This window comes from Pseudomonas sivasensis, from assembly GCF_052938085.1.
The window spans coordinates 1,610,751-1,624,903 of record NZ_CP176442.1; the positions used below are offsets into that span (position 1 = coordinate 1,610,751).

Annotated in this window: 12 protein-coding genes; 7 read left to right on the forward strand and 5 right to left on the reverse strand. The window is 59.6% G+C overall.

What is annotated here, in order from left to right; genetic code table 11:
* Positions 1-126: 126 nt before the first annotated feature.
* Entirely contained in the window at positions 127-249 is a 123-nt protein-coding gene (locus ACKZ62_RS07580; protein ID WP_003193089.1) for a PA1414 family protein, read from the forward strand.
* A 90-nt stretch (positions 250-339) separates the two neighbouring features.
* Here ACKZ62_RS07580 and ACKZ62_RS07585 read toward each other — a convergent pair whose 3' ends face one another.
* On the reverse strand, positions 340-648 hold the full coding sequence (locus tag ACKZ62_RS07585; protein ID WP_095185403.1) for a hypothetical protein: 309 nt from the start codon (positions 646-648) through the stop codon (positions 340-342).
* A 505-nt stretch (positions 649-1,153) separates the two neighbouring features.
* On the opposite strand from ACKZ62_RS07585, the gene ACKZ62_RS07590 reads away from it, so the two are divergent.
* Entirely contained in the window at positions 1,154-3,226 is a 2,073-nt protein-coding gene (locus ACKZ62_RS07590; RefSeq protein WP_447096491.1) for an FAD-dependent oxidoreductase, read from the forward strand.
* A 63-nt stretch (positions 3,227-3,289) separates the two neighbouring features.
* Here the strand turns inward: ACKZ62_RS07590 and ACKZ62_RS07595 are convergent, their stop codons facing one another.
* The 4 genes from ACKZ62_RS07595 to speB are packed head-to-tail and all read right to left on the reverse strand — an operon-like array spanning position 3,290 to position 7,614.
* A complete protein-coding gene (locus ACKZ62_RS07595) occupies positions 3,290-4,672 on the reverse strand; it encodes a sodium:solute symporter family protein (protein ID WP_447096492.1) in 1,383 nt (460 codons plus the stop codon).
* Positions 4,673-4,705: 33 nt separating this feature from the next.
* Entirely contained in the window at positions 4,706-6,217 is a 1,512-nt protein-coding gene (locus ACKZ62_RS07600; RefSeq protein ID WP_447096493.1) for a purine-cytosine permease family protein, read from the reverse strand.
* A 21-nt stretch (positions 6,218-6,238) separates the two neighbouring features.
* Positions 6,239-6,664: a YybH family protein gene (locus tag ACKZ62_RS07605; RefSeq protein ID WP_122681156.1), complete on the reverse strand. Its 426-nt coding sequence runs from the start codon at positions 6,662-6,664 to the stop codon at positions 6,239-6,241.
* Positions 6,664-7,614 carry an agmatinase gene (speB, locus tag ACKZ62_RS07610; RefSeq protein ID WP_032887762.1) on the reverse strand — a complete coding sequence of 317 codons (951 nt, stop codon included), beginning with the start codon at positions 7,612-7,614 and terminating at the stop codon, positions 6,664-6,666. The genes ACKZ62_RS07605 and speB overlap by 1 nt, the downstream gene beginning before the upstream one ends.
* A gap of 149 nt (positions 7,615-7,763) precedes the next feature.
* Here speB and ACKZ62_RS07615 point away from each other — a divergent pair, with 149 nt between their 5' ends.
* The 5 genes from ACKZ62_RS07615 (at position 7,764) to relA (ending at position 14,120) form a co-directional block, all read left to right on the forward strand.
* Positions 7,764-8,657, forward strand: a complete 894-nt coding sequence (locus ACKZ62_RS07615) for a LysR family transcriptional regulator (RefSeq protein WP_017134867.1) — start codon at positions 7,764-7,766, stop codon at positions 8,655-8,657.
* Positions 8,658-8,663: 6 nt separating this feature from the next.
* A complete protein-coding gene (locus ACKZ62_RS07620; protein WP_447096494.1) occupies positions 8,664-9,269 on the forward strand; it encodes a tRNA-uridine aminocarboxypropyltransferase in 606 nt (201 codons plus the stop codon).
* A gap of 231 nt (positions 9,270-9,500) precedes the next feature.
* Positions 9,501-10,403, forward strand: a complete 903-nt coding sequence (gene cysM / locus ACKZ62_RS07625; RefSeq protein ID WP_015885254.1) for a cysteine synthase CysM — start codon at positions 9,501-9,503, stop codon at positions 10,401-10,403.
* Entirely contained in the window at positions 10,403-11,755 is a 1,353-nt protein-coding gene (gene rlmD, locus ACKZ62_RS07630; RefSeq protein WP_122764565.1) for a 23S rRNA (uracil(1939)-C(5))-methyltransferase RlmD, read from the forward strand. Before cysM ends, rlmD begins: the two co-directional genes overlap by 1 nt.
* A gap of 121 nt (positions 11,756-11,876) precedes the next feature.
* Positions 11,877-14,120: a GTP diphosphokinase gene (relA, locus tag ACKZ62_RS07635; RefSeq protein ID WP_032887770.1), complete on the forward strand. Its 2,244-nt coding sequence runs from the start codon at positions 11,877-11,879 to the stop codon at positions 14,118-14,120.
* Positions 14,121-14,153 lie beyond the last annotated feature (33 nt).

Sequence of the window (14,153 nt, forward strand, 5' to 3'; positions counted from 1 at the left end):
GGATGAATTCAGTAATAGTTCGTTGTGGTTTCGTTCAAGCAATATGTAGGACTTAGGGCTACTATCAGTGTAGGAAAAGGCGACATAGCTTGCGCCTACAAGCATTACCCTCAAAGGGGGCAAACCATGAAAGAGAAAATCCAAAACTGGCTCCATGATCTGGGCGTTGCACTGGGCTTGATCGAGCCTCCGCTGCAGCCGGTGCCGATTCGTACGGATGACGAGCAGCGTCGCCCACGTCGCAGATGAGGCCCGGGGAGCGCTCGCGCGATGAATACCTCTCTATGTCGTGGGAGCGCTGCCAGGTAAATCGGATGGCTGTACGACGTGTGAGTTGCGTCATTCGCCTTTACTGACTTCGGTAAACCCGAAGCTATGTATGTGCTCCTCGTCAGTGGCGCAATCGTGATAATGGCCCTTCACCTCCATCTCACCATTGAAACTTCCGTGAACTTCAAAGCCGAACCAGTCTTTAAATGCTCGTTCTATGGGCAGTGTGGCAAATGAAGTCCCGTTTTTATAAAACATGAGCTTGTATATTCCAGTGCAGACGCCTGCGTGGGGGCCGTTTATATGCACGCGGTCGCCTGTCTTAAGTTGCGGTGGAACTGTTGACGCAGCGGGGTAGCTAGGATCGCGCTGTTTCATTTCATCACCTCATGGGTTATCGGGTAGCCAAGCCAATTTCTTCAGATTTGAAATGGCCATGTCAGGCTATTACGGCCCTCAGCGGTCCTTCTACTGTGATAACTATCAGTTCCGACTAATGGCAGCTGGGTGAGCTCAGGGAAAACAGGTGCAGCATCCGCGTGCATCTGATGCAGTAAATTCCTCCCGAACATATTCGTTGGGTAACGCCTCGTAGACACGGGTTGCAGTCCGTAAGTGAGCGTGCCATTCAGGCTGTGCTTTTTTAAGACCGGAATTGGACTACCCGTTTATCAGAAGCGGTTGGGTTAGTTAGTTTGAAATATCGGAGTAGTTTGAGTTTCGTTAAGTAATGATTTGTACCGCTTACTGATATAAAGCTTCCTGAAGAAAACGGGTTTATGAAGAGTGAGTTTTAGGGCTTTAAGTATTTAAAGTGTTGGCCCCAACTTATTTAACTCCTATCTCCAGGCATTAGTCAGCCAGAATTGTTGGAGACGAAACTATGCTGCTCTCTCACGTTCCGCCAGTTGCCGCGTCACTCATCGCCACTACCGAAAATATTTTACATATCGCACCTACGTCGAGCCGTTGGAAGGCTGATGCACCCAGCAACGTAGTGTTTTTCCCCCCGAACTCAACCAAGCAAGCGCTGCTGCTACAGATCGGGCTCGTGCGCCCATCAACGATCATTATTGGAGATCAGGTTATCGATGGGGAGGTCATTGACCTATGGCGTTTAAGCCACCCATTTGGAGATCTCTGTCTGATTCGCCGAGGCACAAGTCTGGATAAGGTGCGGTTGGATTTATGCGAGTCAAACGGCATTCGAGTGGTCAACACTCCTGGGGTCAACGCGCCGCACGTTGCGGCTTATATCGCGCACTGGCTGACACTTGCCGATGGCTCTACACCCCAAGACATCTGTGTCCTGGGTTACGGAAATGTGGGGAAAGAGCTGGTCAAGTTGTTACTTGATCGAGATCCGCATGTTCGGATCAAAGTGTTGAGTCCACGCAGCCAGGCGTGTCCAGATAGCCGAGTCTCATTTGTGTCGGACTGGTCCGAGGCACTGCAAGGGGCCCGTTCTATCGCCATTTGTTTATCCCTGAATGATGATTCTGCCCATCGCATTGATCGGGCCCTGATTCAATGTATGCACAGGCAGGCGCGTCTGATCTGCGTCGCCAAACCAGATGTGTTCAGCGACGATGCGTTGCAAGCCCTTTCACTGGCTGACGACGTCCAACTTGTCTTGGATTACGGGCCTGCGACATTGGAGGCGTTTCGGATGCGTACACAAGCGCTCGGTTGCAGTGTCGCCACCTGGCGCAGACCGGCGACGCTGACTGCACAGGCGGCAACCACCGAAGCCTGCCATTGCGACCTTGATTATGCCGCCGCTGTTCAATTGAGCTTGATGGCCCTGCGTGGCCTTGTCAGGCGCAAACTTGCACGCTCACTGACGATCCCCACACTGCATGCACATGCCGATGCGCCCCGTGTATCAATCATCGGCAGAGGGATCAACGGCCTGCTCCAGGCCGTGATGTTTCGCTTGGCGAATTATCAGGTCACAGTCTATGGAGGCAATCGGGACAGTGATGGTGCCAGCCATAAGCGTATGAATATGCGCCATCTTTCAGCAACTGAGGCGACTGCAAAGCCGCCACATAACGACTATTTACTTCCAGGAAATCAGTATCTGGCCATTGAGTGCAACCGCGCCGGCATTGAGTTGTTTGAAAAATTTCTGGCTGACAACCCATCACTGGAGCAATTTGCGCGAGCGCGGGTTGTGCGCGCTTATAGGGAGACAACCAGTGAAGTAGATGCCGCAATACGCCAGCAGCGCGAGATCGAAAGCAGACCGTGGCCTAGTGGCAAACCTGGAGGTGAGCTCAGAGAAATCAGCCCACAACAACTCCACGCGCTTTGTGGCATCCATGGAGTCGGTAGGGCTATTGAAGTATCAGGCTACGATGTGGAATTTGTTCACCTAATGGATGAGATTGAGGTGCTGTTGCAGTGCTCTGGGGTTCAGTTCCAGGCTCAGCATCTGAGTCGTGTCCAAATTGCTGAGCTGAGCAAAGAACATTTCGTCGTCAGTGCCATGGGCGTAGAGGAGCCAGAGGTTATCGCGATCATCGGCTGGTTTTTCAAGCTGCCTGCTGTGGGTAATGAAGGCGCTGAAATGCGGGGGCTCAAGCTTCAATACGATCTGCCAATTGGTGTCATGAATTGCCGCTTGGACGGGCACAGCATTCTCGTCTCCGGTGGACAGGTCCCGCCCGATTCGGCGCCGGAGTACAAAGAGCAGATCCTGGCAGCCTGTCTGGCCGCTGTTTCTCTTCACTTTCCAATGTCTTATTGCAGTGCAATCGAAAGTGGCGACTTGCATATTGTCGAATGTGCCAGGCCCGGCACCTCAGATGGACTTTCGATCGTTTATTGGGCCGCCCATCATCAAATCGCCGCCGGAGGCACCTATGCCGGAGGCACAACCCAAGGATTGGTATGGGCCTCCCTGGTCCAGGAAATCATCCAGGCAAACCAAAACCTGTCAGTTGGACGATAAAAAAACGGGCGCGACATCCGACGTCGCGCCCGCTGAAGAAACCGCTCTTGATTCTGTGAGGCGTCAAACCACCCGAGTCGCCATCGCCTCCGGCCGCCGGGACAACAAACTGACCAGCACAAAACTCACCAGCCCAACCGCCAGGCTGTAGTAAATCGGCGTGTTCGCATCCAGCCCATCCTTGAACATGAACACCAGCGCCGTCACAAAGCCCAGCGTCATGGACGTAATCGCCCCCGACGTGGTCGCGCGCTTCCAGAAGATCGCGCCAATCAACGGGATCAACATCCCGCCGACCAAAAGGTTATAGGCCAGGGTCAGCGCGCTGATTACATCGCTGACCACCAGCGCGATACCCAGCACGGCGATACCGGTCAGCATCGTGAACAGGCGGTTGATGTTGAGGCTCGACTGCTTACCACCACGCAAACGCGGCAGCAGGTCCTCGGTCAGTACGGTGGAGGCGGCCAGCAAGCCGGCGCTGGCCGTCGACATCATCGCCGCCAGTGCTGCCGCGATCACCAGCCCACGGATGCCGTCCGGCAGCGACAGTTTGACGATGGCCGCAAACGCGTTGTTGACGTTGTCCAGGTCCGGAATCAGTACATGGGCCGCCATGCCGATCAGCGCACAGGCCAGGCCGTAGAGGATGCAGTAGAAACCGGCGAAGGTGCCTGCGTACTTGGCGACTTTTTCATCACGGGCGGTGAACACCCGTTGCCAGATGTCCTGGCCGATCAGGATGCCGAAGAAGTAGATCATGAAGTAGGTGATGATCGTGTCCCAGCCGATCGCGGTGAAGCTGAAGCTCGACGCCGGCAGCTTGGCTATCAGTTCATCCCAGCCGCCTACGCGGTACAGGCAGATCGGCAGCAGGATAAACATCAGGCCGACGGTCTTGATCACGAACTGCACGATGTCGGTGAGGGTCAGCGACCACATGCCGCCGATGGTCGAGTACACCACCACCACGCCGCCGCCCAGCAGTACCGAGATCCAGAACGGCAGGCCGAACAGCACTTGCAGCACGGTACCGATGGCCAGGATCGAAGTTACGCCGATCATCAGCGCGTAGGCCAGCATGATCACCGCACTCGCTTGGCGAGCCATGGGGTTGTAGCGTTTTTCCAGCACCTGGGTGACGGTGAAGATCTTCAGTTTGAGCAGCGGCTTGGCCAGGAACAGGTTCAGCGCGATGATTCCCATGCCCAGCGCGGCGCACAGCCAGAAGCCGGAGATGCCATGCACATAACCCAGGCGCACGGTGCCGACGGTGGACGCGCCGCCCAATACCGTCGCGGCCATGGTGCCCATGTACAGCGACGGGCCCAGGTTGCGCCCGGCCACCAGGTAGTCCTCGTGGGTCTTGGCGCGGCGCATGCCGTAATAGCCGAGCACGAGCATGCCGGCGGCGTAGATGAGTACGACGAATAAATCCAAAGCCATGACGGCGAGTCTCCGATTATCTTTTTTATGAGGTCAGGCGGCGTGTTGCATCGCCGGTTTAGCGAGCGAATCCATGCTCTTGCTGCGTGGATCAGTCGGTCCATAAACAGAGGCCGGCTCCGGGAACACTCGCAACAACGTCAGGTAAACCACTGACGCCAACCCCAGCGTTAACGGCAGGCTGATATCGATGCCATCGGCCAAATTGCCCAGCGGCCCGACAAACTGCCCCGGCAGGTTGACGAAGCACAGGCCCACCAACGCGCTCGGAATCCAGGCCCCCAGCCCGCGCCAGTTCCAGCCATGGCTGAACCAGTAGCGCCCGCCGGTTTCACCGCGGGTGAACACTTGCAGGTCATCCGGGCAGTAGAAGCCGCGGCGCACGATCAGGCCGATGATCATCATCACCATCCACGGCGTGGTGCAGGTGATGATCAGCACGGCGAAGGTCGACACGCTCTGCACCAGGTTGGCGGCGAAACGTCCGATAAAGATGAAGGCAATCGACATCACCCCAATCAGCAGCGTGGCCTTGACCCGCGACAGCAGGCGCGGGAATACGCTGGACATGTCCAGCCCCGTGCCATACAGCGAGGTCGTGCCGGTGGACATGCCGCCGATCACCGCGATCAGGCACACCGGCAGGAAGAACCAGGTAGGCGCCACCGCCAGCAGGCCACCGACATAGTTGTTGGCTGCGATGTAATCCGGTGCCTTGATCGCCACGATGGTCGCGGTGGCGAGGCCAAACAGGAACGGGATCAAAGTAGCGATTTGCGCCAGGACCACTGCCAGCATGATGCGCAGTTTCGGCGTCTCACGGGGGATGTAGCGTGACCAGTCTCCGAGGAACGCGCCGAAGGAAATCGGGTTGCTCATGGCTACCAGCGTAGCGCCGATAAACGCGGCCCAGAAGCCGGTCTGGCCCATGGCGACGCTGCCTGAGAAGTGGCTGTCAAAGGCTGGCGCGAACGCGAAGATCCCCAGCAAAAACAACAGGCTCGCTGCCCACACCGCAATTCGGTTGACCCACAGCATGAAGCGAAAGCCGTAGATGCACACCGTGAGGACAAGCAGGGCGAACAGGCCGTAGGCGAGGCCCAGGGTCAGGTCGGTTTCCGGCAGGCCAATCAGGCGTTTCGCACCTCCGACCAGCGCATCGCCTGAACTCCACACCGACAGTGAGAAGAAGGCAATTGCCGTCAGCAATGACAGAAACGAACCGACGATCCGCCCGTGCACCCCAAAGTGCGCACCGGAAGACACCGCGTTGTTAGTGCCATTGATCGGCCCGAACAAGCCCATAGGCGCCAGGATCAGAGCACCCAGCAGCACGCCCAGCACAATGGCCCAGACACCGGCCTGGAATGACAAGCCAAACAGCACTGGGAACGAGCCCAGCACGGCAGTGGCGAAGGTATTGGCACCGCCGAAGATCAGACGGAACAGATCCTTGGGGTTGGCGGTACGTTCGTGGTCCGGGATCTGTTCGACCCCGTTGGTTTCAATCTTGCGAATACTGTTTTCGTTTTTTTTATTATTCATGATCAGCTCCGATCACATTGGCTAAGGGGGCGGCAGCCCTTCCGGCACAGCGGACAAATGTTCGTGACAGGCCAGCCACAGGCCTTGTTTTTGTTGTGTGCGTAGCCCTTGCCGTTTGAAGACAATGGTCTCGCGTTCCTGGCTGAAAAATTGCTCCCCGTTCATGCGCAACTCGGTGGCCACGTCATGAATAAATATCGCCACATCCTCACCTTGCAGGCTGACAGACGGGTTGCTCGACGTGCAGGACAGCACCTCGAAGCCCTCGTCCGCGCGCCAGCTGTCCCACAACGCCTGGTAGGCATCGCGGCTGAGCAGCGGTTGGGGGAGGGTGTAGAACACAAAGCTGGCATCGGCCGTGAACGCACCGAAGTAGGCGGCGCGGTCATTGCGGGCGAAGGCCGCCACCAGGTCGGCGGCGGCTTGCAGCACCTCGTGCGTGCTCATCAGCGATGCGCCACGCCGGGCAGTACGCAGAGCATCTCGTACAGCAGGTTGGCGCCGAGCAGCGAGGTGTTGCCGGTGGTGTCGTAGGGCGGCGAAACTTCTACCAGATCACAACCAACCAGGTCGAGGCCCTGGCAACCACGGATGATCTCAATGGCCTGGATAGTGGTCAGCCCGCCGATTTCCGGAGTGCCTGTGCCGGGGGCCCAGGCGGGATCGATGCCGTCGATGTCGAAGCTCAGGTACACCGGGCCGCCGCCGACTTTCTCCCGCACTTCGGCCATCAGCGGCGCGAGGGAGTGGTGCCAGCATTCTTCCGCCTGGACCACGCGAAAGCCCTGTTTGCGGCTCCAGTTGAAGTCTTCCGCGGTGTAGCCCTGGGCGCGCAGGCCGATCTGCACCACGCGGTCGCAATCGAGCAGGCCTTCTTCCACGGCGCGGCGGAAGGTGGTGCCGTGGGCGATTTTCTCGCCGAACATATGGTCGTTGACGTCGGCGTGGGCATCGATGTGCACCAGCCCGACCTTGCCGTGTTTCTTGTGGATCGCCCGCAGGATCGGCAGGGTGATGGTGTGGTCACCGCCCAGCGTCATGGGGATCACATCGTGTTCTAGGATCTCGTCGTAGGCTTCTTCGATGATGCGCACGGCGTCGAGCAGGTTGAAGGTGTTGATCGCCACGTCGCCGATGTCAGCCACGGAAAGCGAGTCGAACGGTGCTGCACCGGTGGCCATGTTGTACGGGCGGATCATCACTGATTCGGCGCGGATTTCACGCGGCCCGAAGCGGGTGCCGGCACGCAGCGAGGTGCCGATGTCCAAGGGCACGCCGACAAAAGCAGCGTCCAGGCCTTTGGCCGATTGCAGGTGGGGAAGACGCATCATGGTGGCGATGCCGGCGAAGCGCGGCATTTCGTTGCCGCCCAGTGGTTGGTGGAAGATCTTGTCCACGGGATTGCCTCATCGTTGTTTTGTTTATTAGGGGCCGATTCTGCGAAATGCGAAGGAAGGGAAGAATCGGCAGAGGCAAATACTTAGTTCAGGTTTTTCTAAACTAATGCACGCGAGTAAACTGCCCCGGTCCTTACCCGGAGCCGACCATGGCCAACGCCTTGCCCGACCTCAAACTCCTGCGCATCTTCGTCAGCGTCGTGCGCCACCAGGGGTTCGCCAACGCCCAGCACGAACTCAACCTGTCCACGTCGGCCATCAGCACCTATATGAGCCAGTTGGAAAGCGCGTTGGGCCTGGTGCTGTGCCATCGCGGGCGCGGCGGCTTCAGCCTCACCAGCAAGGGCGAGTTGTTTCACCAGGAAACCTTGCGCCTACTCGGTGAACTGGAAGGCTTCGAGCAGTACGCCGCCGCGCTCAAAGGGGAGTTGCGCGGCACTCTCAAGCTCGGCGTGCTCGATTCCACCGTCAGCGACAAGGCCCTGCCGTTCGCCGAAGTGATCGGCGCCTACAGCCTGGAACACCCGGCGGTGCATCTGCATCTCTCGGTGATGAGCCCGTACGAATTGCAATTGGGTGTGCAGGACAACCGCCTCGACCTGGCCATCGGCGCCTTCTCCAACCGTATGAGCGGGCTGATCTACATGCCGCTTTATCGCGAGCAGCATTGGCTGTATTGCAGCACGCGGCATCCTTTATTCAATGAGCGACGCATTCCCGAACAAGTGATCACCCAGCAACGCATGGTCGGGCGCGGCTACTGGAGCCAGGCGGAACTCGCGCGCCACGGCTTCAAGCACAGCGCCGCCACGGTGGAAAGTATGGAGGCGCAGCTGATCTTGGTGCTGTCCGGCGCCTATATTGGTTACCTGCCGGAGCATTACGCCCAGGCCTGGGCCGACAAGGGTGACCTGCGCGTATTGCTGCCAGCCACCTTTGGCTATCAAGCGCCATTTTCGATGATCATGCGCCGGGGCCGCAGCCGTGAGCCGCTGATCCAGACCTTCCGCGATTTGCTCAAAGCCCAGCTCAATCAGGCCTGAAGAACCATGTCCAGACCCCAATGCTCCCGTTGCCTCAGGCCCACTGCCCATTGCTTGTGCGCGCTGATCCCCAACCTCGATAGCCGCACCCGCGTATTGCTGTTGCAGCACCCGAGCGAGGTCAACCATGCGCTCAATACCGCTCGGTTGGCGGCGCTGGGATTGAACAATGCGCAGTTGGTGGTGGGCGAGGTCTTTGATGACTTGCAGGCCCTGTTGAACCCGCCCGGCTACCAGGCGAGGCTGTTGTTTCCTGCTGACGATGCCCAGCCGATGCAAGCCTACGCGCCAGGGGCTCAGCCGCTGTTGCTGGTGGTGCCTGACGGCACTTGGCGCAAGGCGCGCAAGCTGTTGCACCTCAATCCTTTGCTGGCGGCGTTGCCTCGGGTGACGCTGGCTGAGGCCGCCGTGTCCCGCTATCGACTGCGCAAGGCGCCCGGGCCAGGGGCGTTGTCGACGGTGGAGGCGATTGTGCAGGCGCTGCAGGTGCTGGAGGCGCCGGTGTCGTTTGAACCGTTGCTCAAGCCGTTTGATGCATTAATCGAAGGGCAGATTGCGGCGATGGGTGAGGAGGTCTTTCGGAGAAATCATGGCGATGGGCATTTGGGCTAGGTGGGGTATCGAGGCGCGGCCATCGGGAGCAAGCCCGCTCCCACATTCGACCGAGTTCCAGCATGAGAATGCGGTCCAGTGTGGGAGGGGGGCTTGCTCCCGATGGGGTCCCCAAGCTCACCCTCTTTTCCGCTTATTCCTTTAAGCCATAAGCACCACACTTTGCGTGATATGGCCCGCCGGCCTTTCCCGGTATGATGTGCGCCCCGCAGTCTGGATTGCGAATACGCCATGACCTTGCAGTACCCTACAATCGCCGATTGCGTCGGCAACACGCCCCTGGTCCGCTTGCAACGCATGGCGGGTGAAACCAGCAATACCCTGTTGCTCAAGCTTGAAGGGAACAACCCGGCTGGCTCCGTCAAGGACCGCCCGGCGCTCTCGATGATTACCCGTGCCGAATTGCGCGGGCAAATCAAGCCTGGCGACACCCTGATCGAAGCCACCTCCGGTAACACCGGGATCGCCCTGGCCATGGCCGCCGCGATCAAGGGTTACAAGATGGTGCTGATCATGCCCGACAACGGCAGCGCCGAGCGCAAGGCGGCGATGACCGCCTATGGCGCCGAGTTGGTGCTGGTCACCCAGGAAGAAGGCATGGAAGGCGCCCGCGATCTCGCCGAGCGCATGGCCGCCGAAGGCCGTGGCCAGGTGCTGGACCAGTTCGCCAATGGGGACAACCCCGAAGCGCACTACACCACCACCGGTCCGGAAATCTGGCGTCAGACCCAGGGCACCATCACCCATTTCGTCAGCTCCATGGGCACCACCGGTACCATCATGGGCAACTCGCGCTACCTCAAGGAGCAGAACCCGGCGATCCAGATCGTCGGCCTGCAACCGATGGAAGGCGCGGCCATCCCAGGCATTCGTCGCTGGCCCGAAGAGTACTTGCCGAAGATCTACAACGCGACCCGCGTGGACCGCATCATCGACATGGCCCAGCGTGAAGCCGAAGACACCACCCGCCGACTGGCCCGTGAAGAAGGCATCTTCTGCGGCGTGTCGTCCGGCGGTGCCGTGGCGGGTATGTTGCGCTTGTCCAAGGAAGTGGAAAACGCGGTGATCGTCGCGATCATCTGTGACCGAGGCGACCGTTACTTGTCGACCGGCATTTTCGACGAACCCAACTGATGGCCAAGCACGAGAGAGGCCTGCGCTTCCAACCGACGGGCGGCAGCCGGGCCCCACAGATTCCAGTGGGCAAGAAACAACGCCTGACCATTGAGCGCCTGGCCAACGATGGCCGTGGCATCGTCTTTTTTGAAGGCCGCACCTGGTTCGTCAATGGCGCGCTGGCCGGCGAAGAAGTCGAAGCGCGGGTGTTGGGTACCCACGGCAAAGTGGTCGAGGCCCGCACCGAGCGGGTGTTCAAGGCCAGTGAACTGCGCCGTCCTGCACCGTGCGCGCACTTCGGCCGCTGTGGCGGTTGCAGCGTGCAGCACTTGCCCCACAACGAACAACTCGCCCTGAAACAGCGCATGCTCGCCGAGCAACTGTCCCGCGTGGCCGGTGTCGAACCGCAAGAGTGGGCCGCACCGTTGAGCGGCCCGGAGTTCGGTTACCGGCGCCGTGCCCGCGTGGCGGTGCGTTGGGATGCCAAGGCAAAAAAACTCGACGTGGGTTTCCGCGCCGTTGCCAGCCAGGACATCGTCGCCATCGATGATTGCCCGGTGCTGGTACAGGCCTTGCAGCCGATCATGCAGCGCTTGCCCAACATGCTCCGTCGTCTGAGCAAACCTCAGGCACTGGGCCATGTTGAGTTGTTCAGTGGCTCGTCCGTCGCCGTCTTGCTGCGGCATATGGCGCCGTTGTCGGAGGCGGACCTGCTGATCCTGAAAGAATTTTGTAGCTTCCATGAAGCCCAGTTGTGGCTGCATGGCGAAGGCCAGCCGGAACCCTTTGAGGCCGATCAGTCACTAGGTTTCCGATTGGACGCATGGGACTTGGAGTTGGCGTACCGGCCGGGGGATTTTGTCCAGGTCAACGCCGGGGTCAATGAGGCGATGGTTGCCCAGGCCCTGGACTGGCTGGCGCCGCAACCTGATGAACGGGTGTTGGACCTATTTTGCGGCTTGGGCAATTTTGCCCTGCCACTGGCCAAACAGGTGCGTGAAGTGGTGGCAGTGGAAGGGGTGCAGACCATGGTGGACCGGGCTGCACAGAACGCCATCAGCAACAATTTGCATAATGCGCAGTTTTTTCAGGCCGATTTGTCCCAGCCTTTGACTGACGCGGATTGGGCCAAACAGGGCTTTTCTGCGGTACTCTTGGATCCACCCCGCGATGGTGCCCAAGAGGTTGTGCGCAAGCTCGCCACCCTGGGGGCCAAGCGCCTGGTGTATGTGTCCTGCAACCCGGCGACGCTGGCGCGGGACACGGTTGAGTTGGTCAAGCAAGGCTACCGGCTAAAACGGGCCGGGATCCTCGACATGTTTCCGCAGACGGCGCATGTCGAGGCGATGGCGTTATTTGAAGCGGGCTAGGATGCCCGTTTAATCCGACTGGCCTGCATTCTCCAAGGCCGTGAACTGCCAGGGAGTTTGCAGCAAAAGGTCGGCATGATTTTTGGCGCATCCAAGGTGCGTCGTAGGGAAGGTAAGCAAGATGGTACAGGTGAGAGCACACCAGCCGATCAACACCGACGGCAGTATCAACCTGGAGGCATGGCTGGATCATGCCATCAGTGTCGACCCGGCACTGGACCGTGAAGCCTTGAAAGCAGCCTGCGAGTTCGCTCGCGAGTCTGAGCAGCAAGACAATGCGGCCAAGAACCTGTGGGCTGAAGGCACTTCCAGCTTTCGCACCGGGTTGGAAATCGCCGAGATTCTTGCCGATCTCAAGTTGGACCAGGATTCGCTGATCGCCGCCGTGCTCTATCGCGGCGTGCGTGAAGGGCACATCCAGTTGCCTACGGTCAGCCAGCGTTTCGGCGCAGTGGTGGCCAAGCTGATTGACGGCGTCCTGCGCATGGCGGCCATCAGCGCGAGCCTCAGTCCGCGCCAGTCCATGGTGCTGGGCACCCAGGGCCAAGTCGAGAACCTGCGCAAGATGCTGGTCGCTATGGTCGACGACGTACGCGTCGCCCTGATCAAGCTGGCCGAACGCACCTGCGCGATCCGTGCGGTAAAAACCGCCGACGACGAGAAACGCAACCGCGTCGCCCGCGAAGTCTTCGACATCTACGCCCCCCTGGCTCACCGCCTTGGCATCGGTCATATCAAATGGGAGTTGGAGGACTTGTCCTTCCGCTACCTGGAACCCGATCAATACAAACAGATTGCCACGCTGCTGCATGAGCGGCGGCTCGATCGCGAGCGGTTTATCAGCGACGTGATGGGCCAGTTGCGCTCCGAGTTGCAGGCCACCGGGGTCGACGCCGACATCAGCGGCCGTGCCAAGCACATCTATTCCATCTGGCGCAAAATGCAGCGCAAGGGCTTGGCCTTCAGCCAGATCTACGACGTGCGTGCGGTGCGCGTGCTGGTGCCGGAAATGCGCGACTGCTACACCGCGCTGGGCATCGTTCATACGCTGTGGCGTCACATTCCCAAGGAGTTTGACGACTACATCGCCAACCCCAAGGAAAACGGCTATCGCTCTCTGCACACCGCCGTGATCGGCCCCGAAGGCAAGGTACTGGAAGTGCAGATCCGCACCCACGCCATGCACGAAGAGGCTGAGCTGGGCGTGTGCGCGCACTGGCGCTACAAGGGCACCGACGTCAAGGCCGGGTCCAACCAGTATGAAGAGAAAATCTCCTGGCTGCGCCAAGTGCTGGAATGGCATGAAGAGCTCGGCGACATCGGCGGCCTGGCCGAACAACTGCGTGTGGATATCGAACCGGATCGGGTCTACATCTTCACCCCCGACGGCCACGCCATCGACCTGCCCAAGGGCTCGACGCCGCTGGACTTCGCCTACCGCGTTCACACCGAGATCGGCCACAACTGCCGGGGCGCCAAGATCAATGGGCGCATCGTACCGCTCAACTACAGCCTGCAGACCGGTGAGCAGGTCGAAATCATCACCAGCAAACACGGCACGCCGAGCCGTGACTGGCTGAACCCGAACCTGGGCTACATCACCACGTCGCGGGCGCGGGCGAAGATCGTCCACTGGTTCAAATTGCAAGCGCGCGACCAAAACGTCGCCGCCGGCAAGACCCTGCTTGAGCGCGAACTGGCTCGCCTGGGCCTGCCGCAGGTGGACTTCGACAAGCTGGCCGAAAAGGCCAACATGAAGATTGCCGAAGACATGTTCGCCGCTCTGGGTGCCGGCGACCTGCGCCTGGCGCAACTGGTCAATCTGGCCCAGCAACTTGTCGAGCCGGAACGCGGCAACGAACAACTTGAGCTGATCCCCCGTAAAGCCACCGGCTATAAGCCTGGCAAGCGCGGTGATATCCAGATCCAGGGCGTGGGCAACCTGCTGACGCAAATCGCCGGCTGCTGCCAGCCGCTGCCGGGGGATGCGATCGTCGGTTACATCACCCAGGGCCGTGGCGTGAGCATTCACCGCCAGGACTGCGCCTCGGTGCTGCAACTGGGTGGGCGCGAGCCGGAGCGGATTATCCAGGTCAGTTGGGGCCCAGTGCCGGTGCTCACCTACCCGGTGGACATCATCATCCGTGCCTACGACCGTTCCGGTTTGCTGCGTGACGTCTCGCAAGTGCTGCTTAATGAGCGGATCAACGTGCTGGCGGTCAACACCCGCTCGAACAAAGAGGACAACACCGCGTTGATGTCCCTGACCATCGAGATCCCGGGGTTGGACGCATTGGGCCGGTTGCTGGGGCGGATTTCCCAGTTGCCGAATATCATCGAGACACGGCGTAACCGCACACCATGATTCGCGGAATGAATGCAGGCTAAATGGGGGGGG

Coding starts and splice junctions, on each gene's coding strand:
- ACKZ62_RS07580 (WP_003193089.1), top strand. CDS start 127: ATGAAAGAGAAAATCCAAAACTGGCTCCATGATCTGGGCGTTGCACTG.
- ACKZ62_RS07585 (WP_095185403.1), bottom strand. CDS start 648: ATGAAACAGCGCGATCCTAGCTACCCCGCTGCGTCAACAGTTCCACCG.
- ACKZ62_RS07590 (WP_447096491.1), top strand. CDS start 1,154: ATGCTGCTCTCTCACGTTCCGCCAGTTGCCGCGTCACTCATCGCCACT.
- ACKZ62_RS07595 (WP_447096492.1), bottom strand. CDS start 4,672: ATGGCTTTGGATTTATTCGTCGTACTCATCTACGCCGCCGGCATGCTC.
- ACKZ62_RS07600 (WP_447096493.1), bottom strand. CDS start 6,217: ATGAATAATAAAAAAAACGAAAACAGTATTCGCAAGATTGAAACCAAC.
- ACKZ62_RS07605 (WP_122681156.1), bottom strand. CDS start 6,664: ATGAGCACGCACGAGGTGCTGCAAGCCGCCGCCGACCTGGTGGCGGCC.
- ACKZ62_RS07615 (WP_017134867.1), top strand. CDS start 7,764: ATGGCCAACGCCTTGCCCGACCTCAAACTCCTGCGCATCTTCGTCAGC.
- ACKZ62_RS07620 (WP_447096494.1), top strand. CDS start 8,664: ATGTCCAGACCCCAATGCTCCCGTTGCCTCAGGCCCACTGCCCATTGC.
- cysM (WP_015885254.1), top strand. CDS start 9,501: ATGACCTTGCAGTACCCTACAATCGCCGATTGCGTCGGCAACACGCCC.
- rlmD (WP_122764565.1), top strand. CDS start 10,403: ATGGCCAAGCACGAGAGAGGCCTGCGCTTCCAACCGACGGGCGGCAGC.
- relA (WP_032887770.1), top strand. CDS start 11,877: ATGGTACAGGTGAGAGCACACCAGCCGATCAACACCGACGGCAGTATC.